Below are 23141 nucleotides of genomic sequence, written 5' to 3' on the forward strand. Positions count from 1 at the left end.
CGGGCAGGCAGCACATCGGTACACGTAAGCGGGGACCCCCGTGGACGAGAGACTGAGGTCAGGAGCGCACGCCATGCCCGTACAGGACAGCTATGACGCGGTGATCGTCGGGGGCGGACACAACGGTCTGGTCGCCGCCGCCTATCTGGCCCGGGCGGGGCGCTCCGTGCTCGTACTGGAGCGCCTGGAGCGCACCGGCGGGGCGGCGGTGTCCACCCGCCCCTTCGCCGGAGTCGACGCCCGGCTCTCCCGCTACTCGTACCTCGTGTCGCTGCTGCCCCGGCGGATCGTCCGCGAGCTGGGGCTGGACTTCACCGTACGCAAGCGCACCGTCTCCTCGTACACGCCGAGCGGGCGGGGCGGGCTGCTGGTGGGCGGCGGACCGGACCGGACGCGGGAGTCGTTCGCCCGGCTCACCGGCGGCGATGCGGAGTACGCGTCGTGGCAGTCCTTCTACGGCGTCATGCGGCGCGTCGCGGAGCGCGTGTTCCCCACCCTCACGGAGCCGCTGCCCACTCGGGAGGCGCTGCGCGCCCGTATCGGCGACGAGGCGGCCTGGAGGATGCTCTTCGAGGAGCCCCTCGGTGTCGCGATCGAGGAACACTTCGCCGACGACCTCGTACGCGGAGTGGTTCTCACCGACGCGCTCATCGGTACGTTCGCCGACGCCCACGATCCCGCGCTGCTCCAGAACCGCTGCTTCCTGTACCACGTGATCGGCGGCGGAACGGGTGACTGGGACGTTCCCGTGGGAGGAATGGGCGCGCTCACCGACGCGCTCGCGAACGCGGCCGGGGCGGCGGGCGCCGAGATCGCCACCGGCCATGAGGCGATCCGTATCGACACCGACGGCAACCGGGCCGAAGTGACCTTCCGGAGCGACTCGGGTGAGGCCGTGGTCGGCGCCAGGCACGTTCTCGTGAACGCCTCACCCGCGGCCCTTGCGACGCTCCTGGGCGAAGACGACCCGGCCTCGGTCTCCGCCGAAGGGGCGCAGTTCAAAGTCAACATGCTGCTGCGCGCTCTGCCGCGCCTGCGCGACCGTTCCGTGGAACCGGAGGAAGCGTTCGCGGGAACGTTCCATGTCGCGGAAGGGTACGGACAACTGGCGACCGCGTACCGCGAGGCCGCGTCCGGGCGGCTGCCGAGCGCGCCGCCCTCCGAGATCTACTGCCACTCCCTGACGGATCCCTCGATTCTCGGCCCGGAGCTCGCCGCACAGGGCTGTCACACACTCACCCTCTTCGGCCTGCACACGCCGGCCCGGCTCTTCACCCACGACAACGAGGCGGCCCGTGCCGAGCTCCTGGCCGCGACGCTCGCGCAGCTCGACACGTACCTGGAAGAGCCGCTCACCGACTGCCTCGCGCTCGACGGGAACGGCATGCCCTGCATCGAGGCCAAGACCCCGCTCGACCTCGAACGCGAACTGCGGCTGCCGGGCGGCAACATCTTCCACCGCCCCCTCTCGTTCCCGTACGCGGACGAGGCCGCCGGGACCGGCCGGTGGGGCGTCGGGACGGCGCACGCGAACGTTCTGCTGTGCGGTGCGGGCGCCGTCCGTGGTGGCGGGGTGAGCGGCATCCCCGGCCACAACGCGGCGATGGCGGTTCTCGGGCGCTGAGAGGGCTGCCGGCCGGCCGCGCGGGCCGGCAGCCGCGCGGCCGGGCACCCGCACGGCCCGGCAGCCGCGTCGCTCAGTCCTCGGACGCCGTCCAGCCCGCCGCCTCGATCAGGGCCGCGTCCGCCGGCCTGGCCTCGTCGAAGAGGGTGCGGCGGCCGTCGGTGACCCGCAGTCCGTCGACGTACGCGCCCCGTCCGACGTACAGCGTGTCCGTCCGGTACCGCCAGCGCAGGCGCACCTCCTGGCTGCGCCAGGCCGTGAGGTCGGCGCTCAGCCGGTGCCAGACGCGTCCGGACCAGCCGGTGACCGCGCCCGCCGGGTGCGACCGCGGCTCCTCCCCCTTGCGTACGGTCGTGAACGGCACTGCCCGCCAGGTGGTCCCCGCGTCCGCCGAGACTTCGAGGAAGAGGCGGTCGGAGCCCGGCTCGGTGTCCCACCACAGCGAGCAGCGCAGCCGTGGCCGGTCCGTGGTGAGGGTGAGCGCGGGCAGGCCGAGCGTCGCCGTTGCGGCGGAGGCCATGCCCGAGAACCAGGCGGTGCGCCCGCGCGGCGGGCGTACCGAGACCGCGCGGGCCATGTTGTTGGCCGCGGCCACACGCGGGGCGCTGCCCGAACGCCAAGTGCGCACGGGGTGGACCGAGTTGCCCAGCAGGACGAGGAAGGAGTCGGTGGACGGGTCGAGAACCAGGCTGGTGCCGGTGAACCCGGTGTGGCCCGCGGTCCGGGGAGTGGCCATGGCTCCCATGTACCAGTGCTGGTAGAGCTCGAAGCCGAGGCCGTGCTCGTCGCCGGGGAAGGCGGTGTTGAAGTCGGTGAACATCAGCTCCACCGACTCGGGTTCCAGAATCCGCGCCCGTCCGTACGCGCCGCCGTTGAGGAACGTCCGGGCGAGGATCGCGAGGTCCCAGGCGGTGGAGAACACCCCGGCGTGGCCCGCGACCCCACCGAAGCCGTAGGCGTTCTCGTCGTGCACCTCGCCCCACACCAGGCCCCGGTCGAGACCTGCCCAGGGCGGCCGGGCGTCCTCGGTGGCGGCGATCGCCGGCTTCCAGGACGCCGGCGGGTTGAAACGAGTGCGGTGCATCCCGAGTGGAGCGGTGATCTCGTCGCGGAGCAGTGTGTCCAGGGTGCGACCGGTGATCTCTTCGAGCACGAGCTGGAGCGAGATCAGGTTCAGGTCCGAGTACCGGTACGTGGTGCCGGGCGTGCTCGTCGGCGCCTCGTTCCACAGAAGCCGCAGCTTTCCCTCCCGCGTCGGCTCCTTGTAGAGTGGAATCCAGGCACGGAACCCCGACGTGTGCGTCAGCAGCTGGCGCACGGTCACGTCCTGTTTGCCCGCGGCCGCGAACTCCGGGAGATACGTGGCGACCTTCTCCTCCAGTTCCAGCGTCCCGCGCTCGGTCTGCTGGACGGCGAGCATGGAGGTGAAGAGTTTCGAGACCGACGCCAGGTCGAAGACCGTGTCCTCCGCCATCGCGATCCGCTGGTCCGCAGGCAACTCCACAGCCGTGTCGGTCTTCTCGTCGTACGCCGCGTAGCGCACCGCCGAGCCGACCGCCTGATGCAGCGCCACCGTCCCGCCCCGCCCGGCGAGCACCACCGCGCCCGCGTACCAGGGGTGCTTGGGTGAGGGGCCGAGGAAGCGCTCCGCGTCCGTGACGAGCTGCTTCAGAGGGCCGGGGAGCAGTCCCGCGCGCTCGGGCGAACCCCGGCGCAGCGTCGGCCGTCCGCCGTCACGGCCTACGCCGCCGTCCGCCGCCGTCCGGCGCGCCGCGGCGCCCGCGCGCCCGGTCGCCGGCGGCGCGAGGACCAGGGCGCCGCCCAGCGCCATGATGCCGCCGCCCAGCCTGCGCCGGCTGATGCCTCTGCCCGCTTCCGGTTCCGCCGCGCCGTCGGTCACGAGCCACTCCTTGTGAAAGTAACTGCCGTCACACGTTCAACGAGCGAAACTTTCTTGCAGCCCATGGGTGCTGTCAACCACCCCCGAAGAGCCCAAGTAATCTGACGAAGCATCAGAAAATCTCTTCCCTCGTCCGCCCCGCTGCGGCATCCTGCCGCTCATGGAGACGGAGCTGAGCAAGAAACTGGGTGTCGAGCACGCCATCTTCGGCTTCACACCCTTCCCCGCGGTGGCCGCCGCCATCACCCGCGCAGGCGGATTCGGCGTCCTCGGCGCGGTCCGCTACACCGCACCGGACGAACTCGCGCGCGACCTCGGCTGGATGACGGAGCACACCGACGGGAAGCCGTACGGCCTCGACGTCGTCATGCCCGCGAAGAAGGTCGAGGGCGTCACCGAGGCGGACGTCGAGGCGATGATCCCCGCGGAGCACCGCCGGTACGTCGAGGAGACCCTCGCCAAGCACGGCGTACCCGAACTGGCCGAGGGGGAGGCGTCGGGGTGGCGCATCACCGGCTGGATGGAGGAGGTCGCCCGCAATCAGCTCGACGTCGCCTTCGGCCACCCCATCAAACTCCTCGCCAACGCCCTCGGCTCCCCGCCGGCCGACGTCATCGCCCGCGCCCACGACCACGGCGTCCTGGTCGCCGCGCTCGCCGGGAGCGCGAAACACGCCAGGCACCACGCCGAAGCGGGCATCGACATCGTCGTCGCTCAGGGCTACGAAGCGGGCGGCCACACGGGCGAGATCGCCTCCATGGTCCTCGTCCCCGAAGTCGTCGACGCCGTCCACCCCCTGCCCGTACTCGCCGCCGGAGGCATCGGCAGCGGCGAACAGATAGCCGCCGGGCTCGCCCTCGGTGCCCAGGGCGCGTGGCTCGGCTCGATCTGGCTCACCACCGAGGAGGCCGACCTCCACTCGCGCGCCCTCACCGCCAAACTCCTCGCCGCCGGTTCCGGCGACACCGTCCGCTCCCGCGCGCTGACCGGCAAGCCCGCCCGCCAGCTGCGCACCGAATGGACCGACGCCTGGGACGACCCGAACGGACCCGGGACGCTCCCCATGCCGCTCCAGGGACTGCTCGTCGCGGAAGCGGTGTCCCGCATCCAGAAGTACGAGATCGGGCCTCTCCTCGGCACCCCCGTCGGCCAGATCGTCGGCCGTATGACATCTGAGCGCAGCGTCCAGGCCGTCTTCGACGACCTCACCCGCGGCTTCGAACGCGCCGTGGACCGCATCAACCGCATCGCCGGAAGGAGTGACCGGTCATGACCGTGACCCAGCCGCCCAACGGCTTCTGGGCCCAGGCGGCGGCAGACCCGGCCCGTACGGTGCTCACCGCCCCCGACGGCGAGCAGTGGACGGCGGGACGGCTGCACGCCGCCGTCAACCAGCTCGTCCACGGACTGCGCGCCGCGGGCATGCGGCAGGGTGACGCCTTCGCCGTCGTCCTCCCCAACGGCGTCGAGTTCTTCACCGCCTACCTGGCCGCCTCCCAGGCCGGTTTCTACCTCGTCCCGGTCAACCACCACCTCGTCGGTCCTGAGATCGCCTGGATCGTCGCCGATTCCGGCGCCAAGGTCGTCATCGCGCACGAGCGCTTCGCCGAAGCCGCCACCCACGCGGCCGACGAAGCGAAGCTTCCCGGGAACCGCCGTTACGCCGTCGGCGACGTTCCCGGGTTCCGTCCGTACGCCGGACTCCTCGACGGGCAGCCCGACACCGCGCCGGCCGACCGCACACTCGGCTGGGTCATGAACTACACGTCGGGAACGACGGGTCGCCCGCGCGGTATCCGCCGCCCGCTGTCCGGGAAGCTCCCGGAGGAGTCCTACCTGGGCGGCTTCCTCGCCATCTTCGGCATCCGCCCCTTCGACGACAACGTCCACCTCGTCTGCTCGCCGCTCTACCACACCGCCGTACTCCAGTTCGCGGGAGCCGCCCTGCACATCGGTCATCCGCTCGTCCTCATGGACAAGTGGAGCCCCGAGGAGATGCTCCGCCTGATCGACCGGTACAGGTGCACGCACACCCACATGGTCCCCACGCAGTTCCACCGGCTGCTCGCACTCCCCGAAGTCGTACGGGCGTCGTACGACGTGTCCTCGATGCGGCACGCCATCCACGGGGCCGCGCCCTGCCCCGACCACGTCAAGCGGGCGATGATCGACTGGTGGGGCCACTGCGTGGAGGAGTACTACGCGGCCAGCGAGGGCGGCGGCGCCTTCGCGACGGCGCAGGAGTGGCTGAAGAAGCCCGGGACCGTCGGCAAGGCATGGCCCATCAGCGAACTCGCCGTCTTCGACGACGACGGCAACCGCCTGCCGCCCGGCGAACTCGGCACGGTCTACATGAAGATGAGCACCGGCGGCTTCAGCTACCACAAGGACGAGAGCAAGACGAGGAAGAACCGCATCGGGGACTTCTTCACCGTGGGCGACCTCGGCGTACTCGACGAGGACGGTTACCTCTTCCTCCGCGACCGCAAGATCGACATGATCATCTCGGGCGGCGTCAACATCTACCCCGCCGAGATCGAGGCGGCCCTCCTCGCGCACCCGGCCGTCGCGGACGCCGCCGTCTTCGGCATCCCGCACGCCGACTGGGGAGAGGAGGTCAAAGCCGTCGTGGAACCGGCCGAGGGCCACGCCCCCGACGAGGCGCTGGCCGCCGGCATCCTCGCGCACTGCGCGCAGCGGCTCGCCGCCTTCAAGCGGCCGAGGAGCGTCGACTTCGTCGAGGCGATGCCCCGCGACCCGAACGGCAAGCTCTACAAGCGTCGGCTGCGCGAGCCGTACTGGGAAGGCCACGAGCGCCCCCTCTGAACCCCTCTGAACCCGCTCCCGCGAACGGGCCCCACCGCACCGGTGAGGGCCCGCCGCGCACGCGTGCGGTCGTCAGCGCTCGCGCACCCGCTCCACCCGCAGTCCGGGCGCCCGGAGGATGTCCTTCTCACAGAACCGCCAGGTCACCCAGCGCTCACCCGAGTACAGCTCGGTCTGGTCGCTGTAGTGGGGCGACGACGGGTTCGACGACTGCGCGTACGTCAGCAGCGTGCGCGCCACCGGGCAGCGGCCGCCGTCCCAGCCCACCGCCTGGATGTGGCTGGAGCCGGTGGTCACCTCCGTGTAGCCGCCGCCCGCCGGGTTCCACACCGGCTCGATCTTGTTCCAGATGCCGAGGGACTCCGTACCGCCGTGGAGCGCGATGCGCTTGCCGTCGCGTACGACGAACTGGTGCTTGCCCAGCGGCGCGTCGAGCGCGATGCCCGCCGCCCTCAGCTCCGACACCGCGCCGGTGAGCGCGGTCGCGAAACCCGGTGCGGCCGTGTTGAGGGTGTTCGGCGTACGCACCGGATCAGCCGCGGAGAACGGCACCTTCCACAGCTCCGCCTGCGGCACGGACGCCACCAGCTTCCGCCAGAACCGGTCGAAGAGCAGCGCGCCCGCGCTGTCCGTGTTCACCGTCCTGTCCCAGCGCCCCAGTACGCCGCACGCCTCCTTGAGGTCCGGCCGGTCCGCCGCGAGAGCCGTGCAGCCCTCGACCGTGCCGGCGGCTGCCAGGTCGCCCGCCGGGGCACGGTTCGCGAACTGCTGCCGCTGGAGATCGCCGACCGTCAGCCCGCCCTTCTCCGCCATGGCCGACACATCCTCGACCGCGCCCCGCGTACGCAGGGAACGGCGCGTGGCGACCGTGCCGAAGACCCGCTCGTACCCGGTGATCGGGCGGTCCGCGTTGGTCAGCCAGGCACTGTCGTTGGAGTTCTCGGCGTACGGCGCGTCCTCGAGCACCGGCATCCTCGACGGGCCGAAGATCCCCGGCTGCACGGCGTCCTTGTCCGAGCCGAGCGCGCAGTCGGTGCGCGAACCGTCCAGCACGGCGACCCCGGAGGCCGGGTACGTCACCTTCCCGAGCGGCGTCGAGCAGCGCTGCGCGAGGTCGTCGGTGATCCTCGGCAGGACCTGCGACTGGCTGAAGAACGTGTGCCCGGCCGAGTCCGCCGCGACGGTGTTCACCCACGGCAGTCCCTGGACGCGGCGCAGCGTCTTCGCGATGCCCTGGGTGGAGCGGGCCTTGGCGAAGCCGAGCGCGGTGTCGGAGCCCCGCAGGTTCGCGGCGTTCGGATCATTGAGGGCGTACGCCGTCGTCGCCGACCAGGGCAGTGGCAGCGAGGCGCCGAGGCCGGTGACGACCGGCCCGTAGCGGGTCCACCACTGGGTGCGGGTGACCGGCGCCGCGCCCTTCACCGGCACGGACACCGTCCGCCTCGTCATGCGCTCCGGCCTGCCGTCGACGAGGTACGCCGTCGGGTCGGCCGGGTCCAGTGTCAGCTGGTGCAGGTTGAGCGTCACGCCCGTCGCGACCGTGTGGCTCCAGGCCACCTTGTCGTTGAACCCGATGTTGACGACGGTCGTGCCGAGCAAGGAGCCGCCGGAAACGTTCAGCTCCCCCGGAATGGTCTGCTGCGACTGCCAGAAGCGCCGCCCGCCCTGCCACGGGTAGTGCGGATTGCCCAGCAGCAGCCCGCGCCCGTTCGCCGTGGTCCTCCCGCTGAACGCCACGGCGTTGGAGCCCATGTCCGCGTTGTCCGACGCGAACATCTCGCGTGCCGCGGCGGCCGCCCGCTCCCGGTCGACCACGCTGGTGCGCGCCGCGCCGGTCTCCGGCGGCGCGGCGGCGGTGATGCCGTCGACACCACGGCCCTGGCCACCGAGGACGGACACCGCGAAGCCGCGCCTGGCCACGTCCAGCGCGCTCACCGGGCGCACCCAGCCGGCGCCCTTGCACGCCGGGTCGGTGACGCGGTTCTGCGCGAGCCACGCGTTGTACCCGGCGGCCCAGCCGCGCATCGTCTCCTTGACCTGCCGGCTGGGGCCGGCGGGGGCGGGCGTGGCGAGGAGCTTCTCGACCGTGCCCGCCTGTCGTACGCCGGCGAAGTACAGGTCGCTGGACAGGTTCTTCGTGGCGGAGGACAGCGAGCCGTCCGGTGCCGCGTCCGCGCCGAAGTGGCGCGAACGCTCGCCGCGCACGGTCACGAAGCCGTCGGCGAGCGTACAGACCTGGTCGGCGGCCTGCGCCCAGCCGGTGCCGAAGCCGAGGTTCGCGTAGTCCTTGGCCAGGATGTGCGGAACGCCGTGCTCCGTGTAGCGGATGAGGGCGGACAGCCCGCCGGAAGAGAGATGCCGGTTACGGGAACCGGCGTCGGCCGCCCCGGCGGACGCCGGCGGCAGCGCGGCCGCCGCCGTGACCAGGGCTGTCGCCGTCAGGACGAGGTGTCTCAGGCGAGTGCGGAGGTCCAACGTGACTCCCAAAGGGGCTGTGGCGCACGGGTGTTGGCGCAGTGATTGGTCCATGCACCCAGCCGAGCGCGTTCATGTCAACATTCCGTTCGGTATCCGTCACGGCCGCTGACGCCGGGACCGTGTCCCGGCCCCGTTCGGCCCCTTGACCCCCGGTCGCCCCCGACCCAGGATCACGCCATGACGAGAGACGTACGCAGCAGTACAGTCGACGGGGTCCTGCGCCGCAGCGCCCGCCGGACCCCGGACCGCACCGCCCTGCGGTACGCGGAACGGTCCTGGACCTACGCCGCACTGGACGCCGCCGTCTCCACCGCTGCCGCCGAACTCGTCGGAAGCGGCCTGGAGAGCGGCGACCGGGTGGCCGCCTACGGCCACAACTCGGACGCGTACCTGATCGCCTTCCTCGCCTGCGCGCGGGCGGGACTCGTCCATGTGCCGGTCAATCAGCACCTGACCGGTGACGACCTGGCGTACATCCTCGAAGACTCGGGCAGCGTCCTGGTCCTCACCGACCCCGCGCTGGCGGACCGGCTGCCTCAGGGTGTCGCCGTACGACCGCTGCGCGACGCCGAGGGCTCGCTGCTCGACGCGCTGAGCACGCCCCGGCCGTACGACCCCGACCGTGACGCCCGGGACGTCGTGCAGCTGCTCTACACCTCCGGCACGACCGCGCTCCCCAAGGGCGCGATGATGACGCACCGGGCGCTCGTCCACGAGTACGTCAGCGCCATCACCGCACTGGATCTCAACGAACGCGACCGGCCGGTCCACTCCCTGCCGCTGTACCACTCCGCGCAGATGCACGTGTTCCTGCTGCCGTACCTCGCGGTCGGCGCGGAGAACACCGTCATCGACGGGCCCGACGCCGAGGAGATCTTCGACCTGGTGGAAGCGGGACGGGCGGACAGCCTCTTCGCCCCGCCCACGGTCTGGATCGCCCTCTCCCGGCACCCCGGTTTCACCACCCGCGACCTGAGCCGACTGCGCAAGGCGTACTACGGGGCGTCGGTCATGCCCGTACCGGTACTGGAGCGGCTGCGCGAGCGGCTGCCCGCTCTCGCCTTCTACAACTGCTTCGGGCAGAGCGAGATCGGCCCGCTGGCGACGGTCCTCGGGCCGGACGAGCACGCGGGGAGGATGGAGTCGTGCGGCAGGCCCGTCCTCTTCGTCGAGGCGAAGGTCGTCGACGAAGACGGATCGGAGGTCCCGGACGGGACGGCCGGCGAGATCGTCTACCGGTCACCGCAGCTGTGCGAGGGGTACTGGCACAAGGCGGCCGAGACCAAGGAGGCGTTCCGCGACGGATGGTTCCGCTCCGGGGACCTCGCGACGCGGGACGGCGAGGGGTACTTCACGATCGTCGACCGGGTGAAGGACGTCATCAACTCCGGCGGTGTGCTGGTCGCCTCGCGTCAGGTCGAGGACGCGCTCTACACCCACCCCGGCGTGGCGGAGGCCGCGGTCGTCGGGCTCCCCGACGCGCGCTGGATCGAGGCCGTCACCGCCGTCGTCGTACCGCGCGGCGAGGTGACCGAGGCCGAACTCCTCGCCCACGCCCGGGACAGGCTCGCCCACTTCAAGGCCCCGAAACGGGTGCTGTTCGTGGACGAGCTGCCGCGCAACGCCAGCGGGAAGATCCTCAAGCGCGAGCTGCGGGACCGTCTCGGCGCGCTCACCCCTTCCGCAGATCCTCGGTCCTCCTGAGCTTGCCCACCGAACGTTCCAGCGTCCCGGGGTCGACGATCTCGACCCCGGCCGAGAGCCCCGCACCGTCCTTCACGGCGGCCGCGATCGACGCCGCCGCGGCCGTAATCTGCTCCCCGGTGGCTTCCGGCCGCGCCTCCGCCCGTACGGTCAGCCGGTCCATCCGCCCCTCGCGCGTCAGCCGCAGCTGGAAGTGCGGGGCGACCCCGGGGGTCCGCAGCACGATCTCCTCGATCTGGGTGGGGAAGAGGTTCACGCCGCGCACGACGACCATGTCGTCACTGCGGCCGGTGACCTTCTCCATCCGCCGGAAGCCGGGGCGCGCCGTTCCCGGGAGCAGCCGGGTGAGGTCGCGGGTGCGGTAGCGGACGACCGGCATGGCCTCCTTGGTGAGCGAGGTGAAGACCAGCTCGCCGTGTTCCCCGTCCGGCAGCACCTCGCCGGTGACCGGGTCGACCACCTCCGGGAAGAAGTGGTCCTCCCAGATGTGCGGACCGTCCTTCGTCTCCACGCATTCCTGGGCCACACCGGGGCCGATGACCTCCGACAGCCCGTATATGTCGACGGCGTCGATCGCGAACCGCTCCTCGATCTCGCGCCGCATCTCCTCGGTCCACGGCTCGGCGCCGAAGATGCCCACCCGGAGGGAGGTGGTACGCGGATCGACGCCCTGCCGCTCGAACTCGTCGAGCAGCGTCAGCATGTAGGAGGGCGTGACCATGATGACCTCGGGGCGGAAGTCCTGGATCAGCCGCACCTGACGCGCGGTCATGCCGCCCGACGCCGGAATGACGGTGCAGCCCAGGCGCTCGGCTCCGTAGTGCGCGCCGAGCCCGCCGGTGAACAGTCCGTACCCGTACGCCACATGCACCTTGTGGCCGGGGCGCCCGCCGGCCGCGCGGATCGAGCGGGCGACCATGTCGGCCCACATGCCGAGGTCGCGTTCGGTGTAGCCGACGACCGTCGGGCGGCCGGTCGTGCCGCTGGACGCGTGGATGCGGCGGATGTCGGCCTGGGGGACGGCGAACATGCCGAAGGGGTAGTTGTCGCGCAGATCGGCCTTGACGGTGAAGGGGAAGCGGGCGAGGTCGGCGAGCGAACGGCAGTCGTCCGGGTGCAGTCCGGCCCTGTCGAACGACTGCCGGTAGAATGGGACGTTCTCGTACGCGTGGCGCAGAGTCGCCCGCAGCCGCTCCAGTTGCAGCGCGCGGAGCTCTTCGGGTCCGAGCTCCTCCGCCGCGTCCAGCAGAACCGTCATAAGTGACACTCCCGTACCGACCGGACAACCGATCATTCGGTTGATCTTCCGGGGGTCAGTAATCCAGGTGCGCCGCCCCACCGCAAGGGGCCGGGCATGCTTCCGTGCACCGCGCCGGAGCGTGCTCAGGGTGGCGGCGTGCAGCCGGCCGCTCCGCCGAGCCGGACCATCGCCTCGTACACCTGCTGCGGCGACATGGGCGGCTCCGGGAGGGGATGCGCCCGCTCGGCGCGGAACGCGTCCAGCATCAGGTGGAGATAGCGACGCCAGGCGTTGGGCGCGATGCCGCTGGTGGCGTGGGTGATCCGGTTGTGGGACCAGACGAGGAGCGCGAGGTCCTCCGGGGTGACGTCGGGGCGCAGGCTGCCCTGCTCGTGCGCCCTTCGGATGATGACGATGCCCAGGTCGTGGATGCGGGCGTTGGCCTCGTCGAACTCGGGTGAGGCGGGGATCAGGCGTACGGAGGCCAGGTCGTTGAGTCCGCGGTCCTCCGCCTGGAGAGCGCACATCATCTCCATGAAGTGGGCGAAGCCCTCCCAGGCGTCGTCCATGGCCGCGGCTTGCTCGGCGGCCTCCGCCACGGCCTGGAGCTTGCCGGTGAACAGCGCCTGGATCAGGTCGAGCCGGGTGGGGAAGTGCCGGTAGAGGGTTCCGATCGCGACGCCGGCGCGCTTGGCGATCTGTTCCAGGGAGGCGTCGAGGCCGTGTTCGGCGAAGTGGGCCCGGGCGGCTTCCAGGAGTGCCTCGCGGTTGCGCCGCGCGTCACGCCGCAAGGGCCGAGGGGGAGTTGGGGGGAGGGGCTGGTGGGAAGCCTGTGATTCCGGCATGCTTCTCATCGTATCAACCGGAGGCCATCCTCATCTTTCTCTCGAGGCCCGACTACGAGGGCGTCGAGTCGACTTGGAGCGTGAGAAACAAGTGAACGTCGCCCTGTGGATCGTGCAGGCACTGCTGGCCCTGGCCTTCGGCCTGGCGGGCTTAATGAAGAGCACTCAGCCCAGAGAGAAGCTCATCGGGATGATGCCGTGGGCGCAGGACGTGTCCACCGGCACGCTGCGGCTCATCGGAGTGACCGAGTTCCTCGCCGCCCTCGGCCTGATCCTTCCGGCGGTGACCGGCGTCGCTGTCTGGCTCACACCGCTCGCCGCCTGCGGTCTGGCTCTGATCATGGTCCTGGCCGCGGTCCTCCACCTGCGGCGCAAAGAGAACAGCGCGATCGTCGTCAACGTCTTCCTGCTGGCCCTCGCCGTACTGGTCGCCTGGGGCCGCTTCGGCCCGTACTCCTTGTGACCGTCCCGGGCACGACCGCCTCGGGCACGAACACCCCGCGCGCAGTGGCGGATTGAGACGGCCGGGCGCCGGGCCGAGGTGAATCGCATTGCTTCGCACGGCCGGCCATTGCGATGATCTCGCGCATGGGGACATTCGAGTCGTACGACGGGACAACCCTCGCCTACCGTGCGGTGGGTGAGGGGGAGCCGCTGATCTGTCTGCCCGGCGGCGCCATGCGCGCCTCCGCCTACCTGGGCGACCTGGGGGGCCTCTCCGCACACCGGCGGCTCGTCCTCCTCGACCTGCGCGGCACCGGCGGTTCCGCGGTCCCGGCCGACCCGGCGACGTACCGCTGCGAGCGGCTCGTCGCCGATGTCGAGGCGCTGCGCGTGCATTTGGGCCTGGAGCGCGTGGACCTGCTGGCGCACTCGGCGGCGGGCAACCTCGGCATGCTGTACGCCGCCGCCCACCCGCACCGGGTCCGCCGCCTGGCGCTCGTCACGCCGACCGCGTGGGCGGCGGGGGTTCCGGTGACGCCCGAGGACCGGCTGAAGGCGGCGCGACTGCGCGAGGACGAGCCCTGGTTCGACGAGGCGTACGCCGCCCTGGACGCGCAGCTGCGCGGCGTCACCGGCGGCCCCGGTTCCGCCTACCCGTTCCTTTACGGCCGCTGGGACGCGGCCGCCCGCGCGCACGCCGCGCAGAGCCCGCGGCAGGTGAACGCGGCGGCGGCACAGGTGTTCGTCGCCGAGAGCACCTTCGACCCGCCGGCGACCCGCGCGGCGCTGGCGGCCTTCGCGGCGCCCGTTCTCGTGCTCGCCGGGGAACGCGACGGCGTACCCACCTCGGAACGCGCGGCCGAGATCGCGGCGCTCTTCCCCGACGCGGAACTGGCCGTACAGCCGGGGGGCGGGCACTTCCCGTGGCTCGACGACCCGGGCGGGTTCTCCCGTACGGTCGGCGCCTTCTTCGACGACGGGCTGCGGAGCGTACGCGCGAACGGCGTCCGGATCGCGTACCGGACCTGGGGAGACCCCGCCGCGCCTCCTGTCGTACTGCTGCACGGAAGGTCCGGGAACAGTGCCCACTGGACCCACGTCGCCCGGCGGCTCGCGCGGACCCGGCGGGTGTACGCCCCGGACCTGCGCGGCCACGGGATGAGCGACTGGCCGGGCAGCTACACGTACCTGCGGATGCGTGACGACGTGCGGGGCTTCCTCGACGCGCTCGGCCTCGGCCGTGCCGACCTCGTGGGCCACTCCATGGGCGGCGTGGTCGCGCTGTTGGTGGCCCAGGCGTACCCGGAGCGGGTCGGGCGGCTCGTCCTGGAGGACCCGCCCGCGCCGTTTCCGGCCGAGCCTCGGCGCCCCGCCCCTGTCCGTACGGACGAGCGACTCGACTTCGACCGGGAGGTCGTGGCGGCGACGGACGCGCAGTACAACGACCCGGACCCGGGCTGGGCGGAGGGCCTGTCCCACATCTCCTCGCCCACGCTCCTGCTGGCCGGCGGCCCGTCCAGTCATCTGCCGCAGGGCCCGCTGGCGCGGATGGCCGAGCTGATCCCCGGCTGCCGCCTGGTGACCATTGACGCGGGCCATCTGATCCACGAGAACGCGCCGGAGGCGTTCCTCGCGGAGCTCAAGGCCGCGGGCTGTTGTTGACGCGGTGTCTAGCAATACGGCGTACCGGTTGGTAATAATCAGGCGGCCGGACATCCGTCACCACCCGGGAGGCCCCCATTGACCGCCATCGACACCAGCGACGCCACCGACCGTGCCGCGCGTCTGCTCGTCGGTCTCCTCGCCGCCGCCGGCACCGCCCACATGGTGGCGCCCAAGCCCTTCGACGCCATCGTGCCCGCCGCGCTTCCCGGAAGCCCCCGCGCGTGGACGCACGCGAGCGGTGTCGCCGAACTGCTCCTGGCGGCGGGCCTGGCGGTGCCCCGCACGCGGCGGGTGAGCGCGATCGCCGCCGCGTGCTTCTTCGCGGGCGTCTTCCCGGCCAACGTGAAGATGGCGTACGACTGGCGCCACAAGCCCGCCCCGCTCAGGTCCCTCGCCTACGCGCGGCTTCCGCTCCAGGTCCCGCTCGTCCTGTGGGCCGCCAAGGTGGGGCGGAACGCCGCGCGCTGACGCCCGCGACGCCCGTGCCCGCTCACCGGCGGCGCGTGCGCGTGGTCTTGCGCCAGCCGAAGGGGCCCGGCAGGTCCACCGAGGTGGTACGGCGGCCCGTGCTGCTGGTCGTGCGGCGGGGGCCGTTCCTGCCGCCGGTCGTGATGGACCAGGAGCGGCGGTTGATGTTCAGCCGCACTCCCGGCAGGATCCGGAAGCTCTTGCGGAATGTGATCGGCATGTCGACGTCCTTCCGGGACGGGATCGGATGCTGTACAGGTGTCCCGTCCTGGCCGCACCATGCCCCCCGCCCGCACCGTGCCCGCGCCGCCGGACGGGCACAGGGTGCCCGCTGTGCCGCTCCGGCGCCCTCGGGCCGCCAAATCCCGCTGGTGGGGCCGCGATCGGCCTGCCTAGTATCCGACGGTGACCACGCCGACGGACGTACCTCTTTTTCACCGCCTCGTCCTGCTGGCGGAGCGAGTGACGCCCGGCCGGCGGGCCGGCGAGCGGGACCTCGCCGAACTCGTGGAGCTGCTGCCCGGATTCACGGCGCGGTCGCCGGAGGAGACGCTCTTCCTGGCCGGGCTGTACCAGCGCCACGGGCCGCGACTGGGCGGATGGCGGCCGCCGTCGTGGCGCGGGGCGGAACTTCCGCCTTCCGTACGGATCGCCCTCCTGCGCGCCGAGCTGCTCAACGACCCCGGGCTGCTGGCGGAAGTGCCGCCGGGCGAACTCCTGTACCAGGCCGTGGGGGGAGCGGACCTCACGAGCGCGCCGCACCGGCCCGCGCGACTCGTGGCCGCACTCACGGACAGCGGTGACCCGGTGCTGCGGGCCGAAGGGCTGCGGCTGGCCCGTCAGGGCCTGCACGCCGGGCTGCTGGCCCCCACGCCGGTCCGCGAACGCCTGGCCGCTCTGCTCGCCGGGGGGAGCGCCGACGTCGCGGCCGCCGCGCTGGCCGAACTCGCCCGGCCCTGGGCCGCGCTGCACCCCTTGCCGCACGGGCTCCTGACCCCCTTCCTCGACGCCGGCGCGGCGGCCGCGCATCCCGTGGCGGCCGCCGCCGCACTCGCGGCCGCGGCCCGCCACGGGCACGGTGACCTGCTGCGGCAGACCGCCGGGAACCCCGGCCTGCCGCCGCCGCTGCGCCGACAGGCGATGGAACTCCTCGGCGACGTGGCGGAACGCGGCGACATCGCCGAGCTGACGGCCGTAGCCGCGCAGGACCCCCTGCTGCTCGGCGGGCCGGCCGTCACCTGCCTGCGCGGTCTCCACCGGCGCGGGCACTTCGCGGACGAGCGGGCCGTCAGGGCCGTGGTCGCCCTGGCACTCGCCGACCACACCATCGCCCCCGCGGAGATCGCGACCGTCCTGTACACCTGCCGCCGGGCGATGCTGCGCACCCTGCTGGACGCCGCCGCCGGCCACCCGTCCTGGCCCCGGCGGCTGGCTCTGCTCGTCGCCCTGGCCGCGCAGGGGCCGGGGGACCTGCCGATCGGCGCGGAGATCACCCGCTTGCTTCCGCCGGCCCCCGACCCCGGACCGTTTCTCCACGCGATCCGCGAGCTGCGCCACGCCGACGCCGAAGAGGCTGTGATCGCCCTCCTGCCCGCCGCACCCGCGGCCGCCCTCAACGCCCTGGAGGCCATCGGCGGAGCCCGTACGGCGGCGGCGCTGGCCGAAGGGCTCGGCCTGTCCGCGGACGCGCCGCCGGACGGCGCCGGGAGCGTGATCGCGCCGCACCTGCGGGCGGTGCGCGACCGGGCCCTGGAACTGCTGTGGCACCTGAGCCACGAACCGCACGCGAGGCAGCGCATCCTCGTACGTCTCGACCCGGCCGATCTCCCGGCCCGTATCGCGACCGACCTGGGCGCCCCCGACGAGCGCGAACTGGCCCTCCTGCGCTCCCACTTGGACCCCGCCAGGCCGGTGGATGCGCTGTGCAGACTGGCCGCCCACGGCAGCACCGGCACACTGCCGCTCATCACCGATCTGCTGCTCGCCGCCGTACGCGACCTGGCGGCGTCCCGGGAGCCGCACCGGGCCCCTGAGCGCGCGGGCGGCGAAAGCCCCACCGGTGAGCCCGTAGTGCCCCAGGAGGTGGTGGACGCCCTCTACGCACTGGGCTGCCGCCTCCACCAGCGGGGGAAGATCAGACCGTCCTGTCTCCTCGACGCCCCGGGTGCCCCGGAGGCGGGACACGCGCTCGTCGCGGCTGTGGCGCTCGACCTGCTCGACCGTCCGGGGCTGTCCGGCGGCGAACAGTCGATTCTGCTCGAACTCCTCCTCAGAGCCCCCGCCGGACGCACCCGCCCCCGGGTGCACCGCCTGCTGCGCTCCCGTGACCCGCAGGTCCGCAAACGGGTGATCGCGCTGCTCGCCCAGGACCCCACAGGCGACGGCCCGCAGGCGCTGTCGGCGACCCTGATCACGCTGACCGCCGCCCAGGACGTCCAGACCGTACGACAGGCCCTGCTGGCCCTGGGACATGCCGGGGCGACCTGGGCCTGCGCCGCGATCGCGTCCTGCCTCGACCACCCGAACATGAACGTCAAGAAGACCGCCGCCGAGGCCCTGGTCCGGGCCGGAACCCCCGCGGCGGCGCCGGCCCTGCTCCGGTGGCTCGGACGGCACGACAACCCCGGGCTGCGCGCCGCGCTGGCCGACGCCCTGCGCGCCGTCCTCGGCGACGCGTACGCCGCGACCCTCCTCGCCGCCGCCGAACGCGCCGAGGACACCCGGACCCGCGACCTGCTCCTCGCCGGGCTCGACGGCGCACTTCCGGCGCACTCGGTCCTCGCCCTCGAAGGCCAGAGATTCCCGGCCGCGCAGGCGCTGCTCGCCCTGGTGCAGGCCGGGCGGGTACGCCTGGCGTCCGGGACGGCCGAGGACCTGGCGCCGACGCATGCCGACGGCCGCACCGCGGTGCCGGAGCCCGGGCCCGACAGGCGGGAAGCGGACGCCGACGCCATGACGCTGCTGACCGGCGGCTGGGACCCCTCGGTCGCCCGGCGCATCGCCCGGCGGCCCGAGCCGCCGTCCCCCGCCCGGCTGCGCGAACTGCGGCCCATGCTCGCCGACTGGCTCCGCCTGGCCGGCTCCGCGCCCACCGTACGCAGTCGCGTGCTGCGGTTCACGCTCCGGCTGTGCCCGCAGCCGTGGGCGGACGGAGAACGGGCCGTCTTCGCCCGGTACGCGACGGTCCTGCTCGACGGGCTCGCCGACCCGGCGGGCGGGAACGGGCACGACCTCGTCACGCTGCTCGAAGCCGTCGTCCCGGACCTGCCCACGGTCGGAAGGCTCGCGGCGGCGGACGCGGTGCGCGCGCTGCCCGCCGGGGCCATGAGCGGCCGCTCCACGCTGCCGCTGCTGCGCCGTTGCGGCGCCGTTCCGGTGCGCGCGGATCTCGACCGGGCCCTGGCCGAGGTCCGGCTCGGCGCCGATCCGTGGCAGGCCGAGACGGCCGTGCTGCGCGACGCCTTCGCCGTCCCGCCGCCGTCCGCCGCCCGCACCGGGGCCGGAGACGGGCCCTCGGAGGCATGGCGGGCCGCGCTGCGTGCGGCCGTGCGGTCGCCCGGCGCCCTGGAGGCGTTCCGCCGGCGCGCCGGGAACGGCGCGCCGGGCTCGCGAGGCGTACTGGCCGGACTGATCGACGCCTACACATCCGCCGACCCCAAAGTACGCGTCGCGCTCCTCGACTGGATGACGTGTCTTCAGCCACTGGACGCACCGCCGTGGACCGTCGGGGAGAGTGCCGCCGCCCCGGCGGGGACCCAGCGCGTCGTACGCGTAGAGGACCTCGACCAGCCACGTTCGGGCGCACAGCGCGAACGGCTGCTCGCCATGCTGGAATCCGACGACCCGGAGCGCCGGGACGCCGCCGCCCGGGCGCTCTCGACGTGGCCCGAACCCGCGACCGCGCGCCACGTGCTGCGCGCCTTCCTCAGCGGCCGCGTCACCGTCGCCCCCACCGCCGGCCACGCCCGGGAACTGAACGCCATGAGCGAGACGGAACTGCGCTCCGCCGGCATACGGCCGGACCGTGTGGTCCGCGCGGTCCGGCTGCTCGACGATCCCGGGGACAGGAGCCGGCTGCTCCCCCTGCTGCTGAACTGGTGGGAGCACGGCCCGCCGTCCCTTCGCCCCGAGGTCCGACGCGCCCTGGGGGACATCCCGGCGGACACGCTGGCCGCTGCCCTGACCGACCGGCTCGAAGCCGGCGCCTCCGGCTTCCTGGACCTCCTCGCGGGCCGTCCGCTGCTGAGCACCCCCGCCCTCGTACGCGTCCGCCGGCGACTGCGCGCCGAGGGCCGCGACGACCTGGCGGGTGAACTGCTCCTGGTCGGCGGGCCGCTGCGGGGCGCGGACGCCGAGCGGCACGACGCCGCCGCGGTGGCCGAGCTGCGCGAGCGCGCCACGTCGCCCCGCAGCGCTTCGCCGCGCCCCTCCCGGGCCGAGCTGCGGGCCGAGCTGCTGGACCTGGCCAGGACCGGCTCCCCCGAGGGGATACGCCGCGCGCTCACCCGGTTGGCCGAGGAGCATCCGGGTCCGGACCCGGACGAGGACCCGGAGCTGCGGGCCGTGATCGGCACACTGCTGAAGGACCCGAGGCCCGGGGTCCGGCTGCACGCCCACCGGACCTCGCGGGCGATGCTCGACCGGACGGCATACCTCCACCACACGGCGGTCCTGCTGGACGACCCGCAGCCCGACGTGGCACGCATGGCGATCCGGACGCTCTGCCACGCGCACTGGGAACCCGCCGTCCCCGCCGTGGTCGGCCTGCTCCAGCACGCCCATCCGGTCGTCCGCAGGGCGGCGGGCGAAGGACTGGCCCTGATGCCCGGACCGGCGGCAACCGCTCTCCGGCGCGCGGCCGGTCACGCCCGGCCGGACAGACGGCGTCTGTACGAGGACGTACTCCAGCGGATCGTCACGTCCACCGGCGGCGGCTAGCCGGTGCGGCCGGCGGGCGGACCGCTCACTCCTCCGCCCGCACCGGACCCGTCGCGAGGACGGTGCCGACCGTGTCCGTCTCGGCGGCCGGCTTGTCCTCCCGGTAGCGCACCACGCGCGCGAAGCGCAGCGTCACACCCTCCGGGTAACGGGTGGAGCGCTGAAGCCCGTCGAACGCGATCTCGACGACGAGTTCCGGGCGTACGGTCACCACATGGCCGCTCTCGCCGGTCGCCAGCTCCAGCAGCCGCCGCGTCTGCCACTCCAGCATCGCGTCGGTGAGGCCCTTGAACGTCTTGCCCAGCATGGCGAACGTACCGTCCGGCCGCCGGGCACCCAGATGCAGGTTGGAGAGCTTGCCGGTCCGCCGCCCGTGGCCCCACTCGGCGGCCAGCACCACCAGGTCGAGGGTGTGCACGGGCTTCACCTTGAGCCACGACGTGCCGCGCCGCCCGGCCTGGTACGGCGCGTCCAGCCCCTTGAGCACCACCCCTTCGTGCCCGCGTTCCAGCGTCCGCGCCAGGAACTCGTCGGCCAGCGGCGCCTCGTCGGGCCCGGTCACCACCGTCCGGCGCACGCGCATCGGCTCGGGGACCAGCCCCGCCAGCCGCTCGTACCTCTCCCGGTAGGGCAGGTCCAGAAGCACCTCACCCCCGAGCGCCAGTACGTCGAAGAACACGGGGGACAGCGGCAGCGCCTGGCGCGCCGCCGCCACGTCGAGGCGGGAGCCGACGCGGCCCGCGATGTCCTGGAAGGGGAGCGGCCTGCCGTTCGCGTCGAAGGCGATGACCTCGCCGTCCAGGATGAATCCGTCGCCGGACAACCCGCCCGCCACGGAGGTGAGTTCCGGTACGCGGTCCGTGATGTCGTCCAGTGTGCGCGTGAAGACGCGTACCCGCTCGCCGTCGCGGTGGACCTGAACCCGGATGCCGTCCAGCTTCTCCTCCACCGCGCACGCCCCGAGTTTGCCGACCGCCTCGCCGGCGCTCTGCCCGGGGTGCGCGAGCATCGGCGGCACGGCGCGGCCCACCCGGAGGCTGAACTCCCCGAGCGCCGCGGGTCCCCGGGCCAGCAGCGCCCGGCCCACCGCGACCAGCGAACCGCCCAGCATCACCGCCCGCCGCACGTCGGCCGCGGGCACCGACGCGGCCGCCGCCAGCCCCTCCGCCGCCAGCGCGTCCAGCGCGCCCTGCCGTACCTCCCCGGTGAGCAGCCCGGACAGGAACCGCTGCTCCTCCTCCGTCGCCGCCCCCAGCAGCTCCCGCACCAGCCGAGCCCGCTCCGCCTGCGCGCCGGGCCCCGCCACGCCCGCGAACGCGGTCAGCGCGGCGTCCACCTCACGCACGGTCAGTGTGGGCCCGGCGGCGGGCGGGACGGGCTCCCGCAGCAGGCTCCAGCCGGTCCCGATGCGCCCCTGCGGCAGGCGGCCCGCCAGATACGGGATCACGATCGGTACGTCGTCGGGCCCGGCGCTCCGGAAGAGCTCCGCCAGCAGCGCGGTCTTGCGCGAGCGCGCGGACGTCGACGCGATCTCCCGCGAGACCCGGGCGAGTGTGGCGAGCAGCATGCCCCCATCCTGCAACGGCGATCGCCGCCCCGCAGTGCTTAGGCTCGGGCCGTGGCCCTCTTCCGTATCGAACGCCGAACGCCGCTGTCCGCCGGGGAAGCCTGGCGGCGCCTGACCGACTGGCAGCACCACGCGGTCCCGCTGACCCGCATCACCGTGACCCCTCCGCCGCCGACGGGCACCGGCACCCTGGTGGTGGCCCGTACCGGAGCCGGGCGTCTCGGTTTCGACGACCCCATGGAGGTGGTGGCCTGGGAGCCTCCGCAGGACGGCGGGGCCGGGCACTGCCGGCTGGAGAAGCGGGGCGGGGTCGTCCTCGGGTGGGCCGAGATCGACGTACGTCCGGCTCCCGGGGGGGCCGTGGCCGTCTGGACGGAGGATTTGCGGCTGCGGGGGCTCCCCGGGGCGTTCGACGGGCTGGTCGCGCGCGCGGGCCGGCTGGTCTTCGGCCGGGCGGTCACGGGCCTGCTCGGCCCCCCGGCCGGCCGGTGACCGCCCCGGCGGCGAACGGCCGTGCGATCGGGTGACTCTTGGCGCCGGGCGACATGCGGCGGCGGCCGGGAGGTTAACCGTGCGGTCATGAACCTTCAGTCCATTCACAGGAACCGTGCCGGCGGCCCGCGTGCCCGGCGCGTCCAGACGGCCGCCCTCTGCGCCGTGGCCGTCGCCGCGCTCGTCGGCGGTTGCGGGAGCGGTGGCGACGCCAGGCCGAACCATGCCGCCGCCGGGCAGCCGGACGTGCGGCAGACCACGTCGCCGAGCCCCTCGGGGTCCGTCCGGCTCAACGAGGACCAGGCGGCACGCAAGGCTCTGGTGCCGGCCGCCAAGGTCACCGCCGACAAGGCCGCCGCCACGGCCGTGGCGGAGGTGCCGGACAGCACGCTGCTCTCGGTCGAGCTGAAGCGCAGGGCCAGTGGCTCCTCCCCGAGCCCCAGCCCCACCGGCAGCCCGAGCCCGACCGCGAGCCCCCGGACCGGGCAGCCGGTATGGGTCGCGGAGGTGTCCAAGAAGGACGGCACGGCGTCCACCGTCCGCATCGACGCCGAGTCCGGCGACGTCATCCGGTCCCGCACCGACCCCGGTCAGGACGCCGACGAGAAGGCGGAGCGCGCCTCCTGGATCACGAAGATCAAGCAGACCCCGGAGCAGGTGGCGAAGGCCGCCACCGACCGGAAGAAGGGCACGATCACCTCCATGGAGCTCGACGACGCCGACAGCGGCGACGTCATCTGGTCCGTCGAGGTCGTGTCCACCGACGACTGGAACAAGTCCACGCTCGACATCGACGCCACGACGGGCGAAGTCCTGAGCGAGGACGTCGACCGGGACTGACACGGCGCCGCTTCCGGGTGCGACCGGCGCCCGGAAGCGGCCCGGGGTCCCGCGTCGTCAGGCCCGTCGCCGCTCGCGCCACCGCCGGCCCGCGTCCCCGGCCCCGTCGT

The 23141-nt window shown here is 73.2% G+C and carries 16 protein-coding genes; 10 read left to right on the forward strand and 6 right to left on the reverse strand.

Annotated elements, in window-relative coordinates; all coding sequences use genetic code 11:
* The first annotated feature begins 73 nt into the window (after positions 1-73).
* The gene (locus tag AS594_RS31625) at positions 74-1624 is read left to right on the forward strand and encodes a phytoene desaturase family protein (protein ID WP_069775304.1); all 1551 of its coding nucleotides are present in this window, start codon (positions 74-76) and stop codon (positions 1622-1624) included.
* Between the two features lie 73 nt (positions 1625-1697).
* Here the strand turns inward: AS594_RS31625 and AS594_RS31630 are convergent, their stop codons facing one another.
* On the reverse strand, positions 1698-3455 hold the full coding sequence (locus tag AS594_RS31630; protein ID WP_069936016.1) for a serine hydrolase domain-containing protein: 1758 nt from the start codon (positions 3453-3455) through the stop codon (positions 1698-1700).
* A gap of 229 nt (positions 3456-3684) precedes the next feature.
* On the opposite strand from AS594_RS31630, the gene AS594_RS31635 reads away from it, so the two are divergent.
* A complete protein-coding gene (locus tag AS594_RS31635) occupies positions 3685-4797 on the forward strand; it encodes an NAD(P)H-dependent flavin oxidoreductase (RefSeq protein WP_069935620.1) in 1113 nt (370 codons plus the stop codon).
* Complete coding sequence (locus AS594_RS31640; protein ID WP_079148780.1) at positions 4794-6350, forward strand: acyl-CoA synthetase; 1557 nt, start codon at positions 4794-4796, stop codon at positions 6348-6350. The genes AS594_RS31635 and AS594_RS31640 overlap by 4 nt, the downstream gene beginning before the upstream one ends.
* A gap of 72 nt (positions 6351-6422) precedes the next feature.
* Here the strand turns inward: AS594_RS31640 and AS594_RS31645 are convergent, their stop codons facing one another.
* Positions 6423-8825, reverse strand: coding sequence for a penicillin acylase family protein (locus AS594_RS31645; RefSeq protein WP_069935621.1), 2403 nt, complete (start codon positions 8823-8825; stop codon positions 6423-6425).
* A gap of 180 nt (positions 8826-9005) precedes the next feature.
* Between AS594_RS31645 and AS594_RS31650 the strand changes: the two genes are divergently transcribed.
* Positions 9006-10532 (forward strand): acyl-CoA synthetase, encoded by a 1527-nt coding sequence (locus AS594_RS31650; RefSeq protein WP_069775301.1) that lies wholly within the window; start codon positions 9006-9008, stop codon positions 10530-10532.
* Here the strand turns inward: AS594_RS31650 and paaK are convergent.
* The gene (paaK, locus tag AS594_RS31655; RefSeq protein ID WP_069935622.1) at positions 10501-11790 is read right to left on the reverse strand and encodes a phenylacetate--CoA ligase PaaK; all 1290 of its coding nucleotides are present in this window, start codon (positions 11788-11790) and stop codon (positions 10501-10503) included. The two genes, AS594_RS31650 and paaK, sit on opposite strands and share 32 nt — an antisense overlap.
* A gap of 125 nt (positions 11791-11915) precedes the next feature.
* Positions 11916-12617 (reverse strand): TetR/AcrR family transcriptional regulator, encoded by a 702-nt coding sequence (locus AS594_RS31660; protein ID WP_107357858.1) that lies wholly within the window; start codon positions 12615-12617, stop codon positions 11916-11918.
* A gap of 91 nt (positions 12618-12708) precedes the next feature.
* On the opposite strand from AS594_RS31660, the gene AS594_RS31665 reads away from it, so the two are divergent.
* The 3 genes from AS594_RS31665 to AS594_RS31675 all read left to right on the forward strand — a co-directional run bounded on the left by AS594_RS31665 (position 12709) and on the right by AS594_RS31675 (position 15194).
* Complete coding sequence (locus AS594_RS31665; RefSeq protein WP_069775298.1) at positions 12709-13080, forward strand: DoxX family protein; 372 nt, start codon at positions 12709-12711, stop codon at positions 13078-13080.
* A 125-nt stretch (positions 13081-13205) separates the two neighbouring features.
* Positions 13206-14723 (forward strand): alpha/beta fold hydrolase, encoded by a 1518-nt coding sequence (locus tag AS594_RS31670; protein WP_069935623.1) that lies wholly within the window; start codon positions 13206-13208, stop codon positions 14721-14723.
* Between the two features lie 78 nt (positions 14724-14801).
* On the forward strand, positions 14802-15194 hold the full coding sequence (locus AS594_RS31675; RefSeq protein ID WP_420877865.1) for a DoxX family protein: 393 nt from the start codon (positions 14802-14804) through the stop codon (positions 15192-15194).
* A gap of 22 nt (positions 15195-15216) precedes the next feature.
* Here AS594_RS31675 and AS594_RS31680 read toward each other — a convergent pair whose 3' ends face one another.
* Complete coding sequence (locus AS594_RS31680) at positions 15217-15414, reverse strand: DUF4236 domain-containing protein (RefSeq protein ID WP_069775296.1); 198 nt, start codon at positions 15412-15414, stop codon at positions 15217-15219.
* A gap of 185 nt (positions 15415-15599) precedes the next feature.
* Here AS594_RS31680 and AS594_RS31685 point away from each other — a divergent pair, with 185 nt between their 5' ends.
* Positions 15600-20132, forward strand: a complete 4533-nt coding sequence (locus AS594_RS31685; protein ID WP_141747184.1) for a HEAT repeat domain-containing protein — start codon at positions 15600-15602, stop codon at positions 20130-20132.
* Positions 20133-20157: 25 nt separating this feature from the next.
* Here the strand turns inward: AS594_RS31685 and AS594_RS31690 are convergent, their stop codons facing one another.
* On the reverse strand, positions 20158-21699 hold the full coding sequence (locus tag AS594_RS31690; protein WP_069935625.1) for an ATP-dependent DNA ligase: 1542 nt from the start codon (positions 21697-21699) through the stop codon (positions 20158-20160).
* Positions 21700-21750: 51 nt separating this feature from the next.
* Here AS594_RS31690 and AS594_RS31695 point away from each other — a divergent pair, with 51 nt between their 5' ends.
* Positions 21751-22191 carry an SRPBCC family protein gene (locus AS594_RS31695; protein ID WP_069775293.1) on the forward strand — a complete coding sequence of 147 codons (441 nt, stop codon included), beginning with the start codon at positions 21751-21753 and terminating at the stop codon, positions 22189-22191.
* An 87-nt stretch (positions 22192-22278) separates the two neighbouring features.
* The gene (locus tag AS594_RS31700; protein ID WP_069775292.1) at positions 22279-23031 is read left to right on the forward strand and encodes a PepSY domain-containing protein; all 753 of its coding nucleotides are present in this window, start codon (positions 22279-22281) and stop codon (positions 23029-23031) included.
* The last annotated feature ends 110 nt before the right edge of the window (positions 23032-23141 follow it).

It is taken from the genome of Streptomyces agglomeratus, assembly GCF_001746415.1.
GTDB lineage: Bacteria > Actinomycetota > Actinomycetes > Streptomycetales > Streptomycetaceae > Streptomyces > Streptomyces agglomeratus.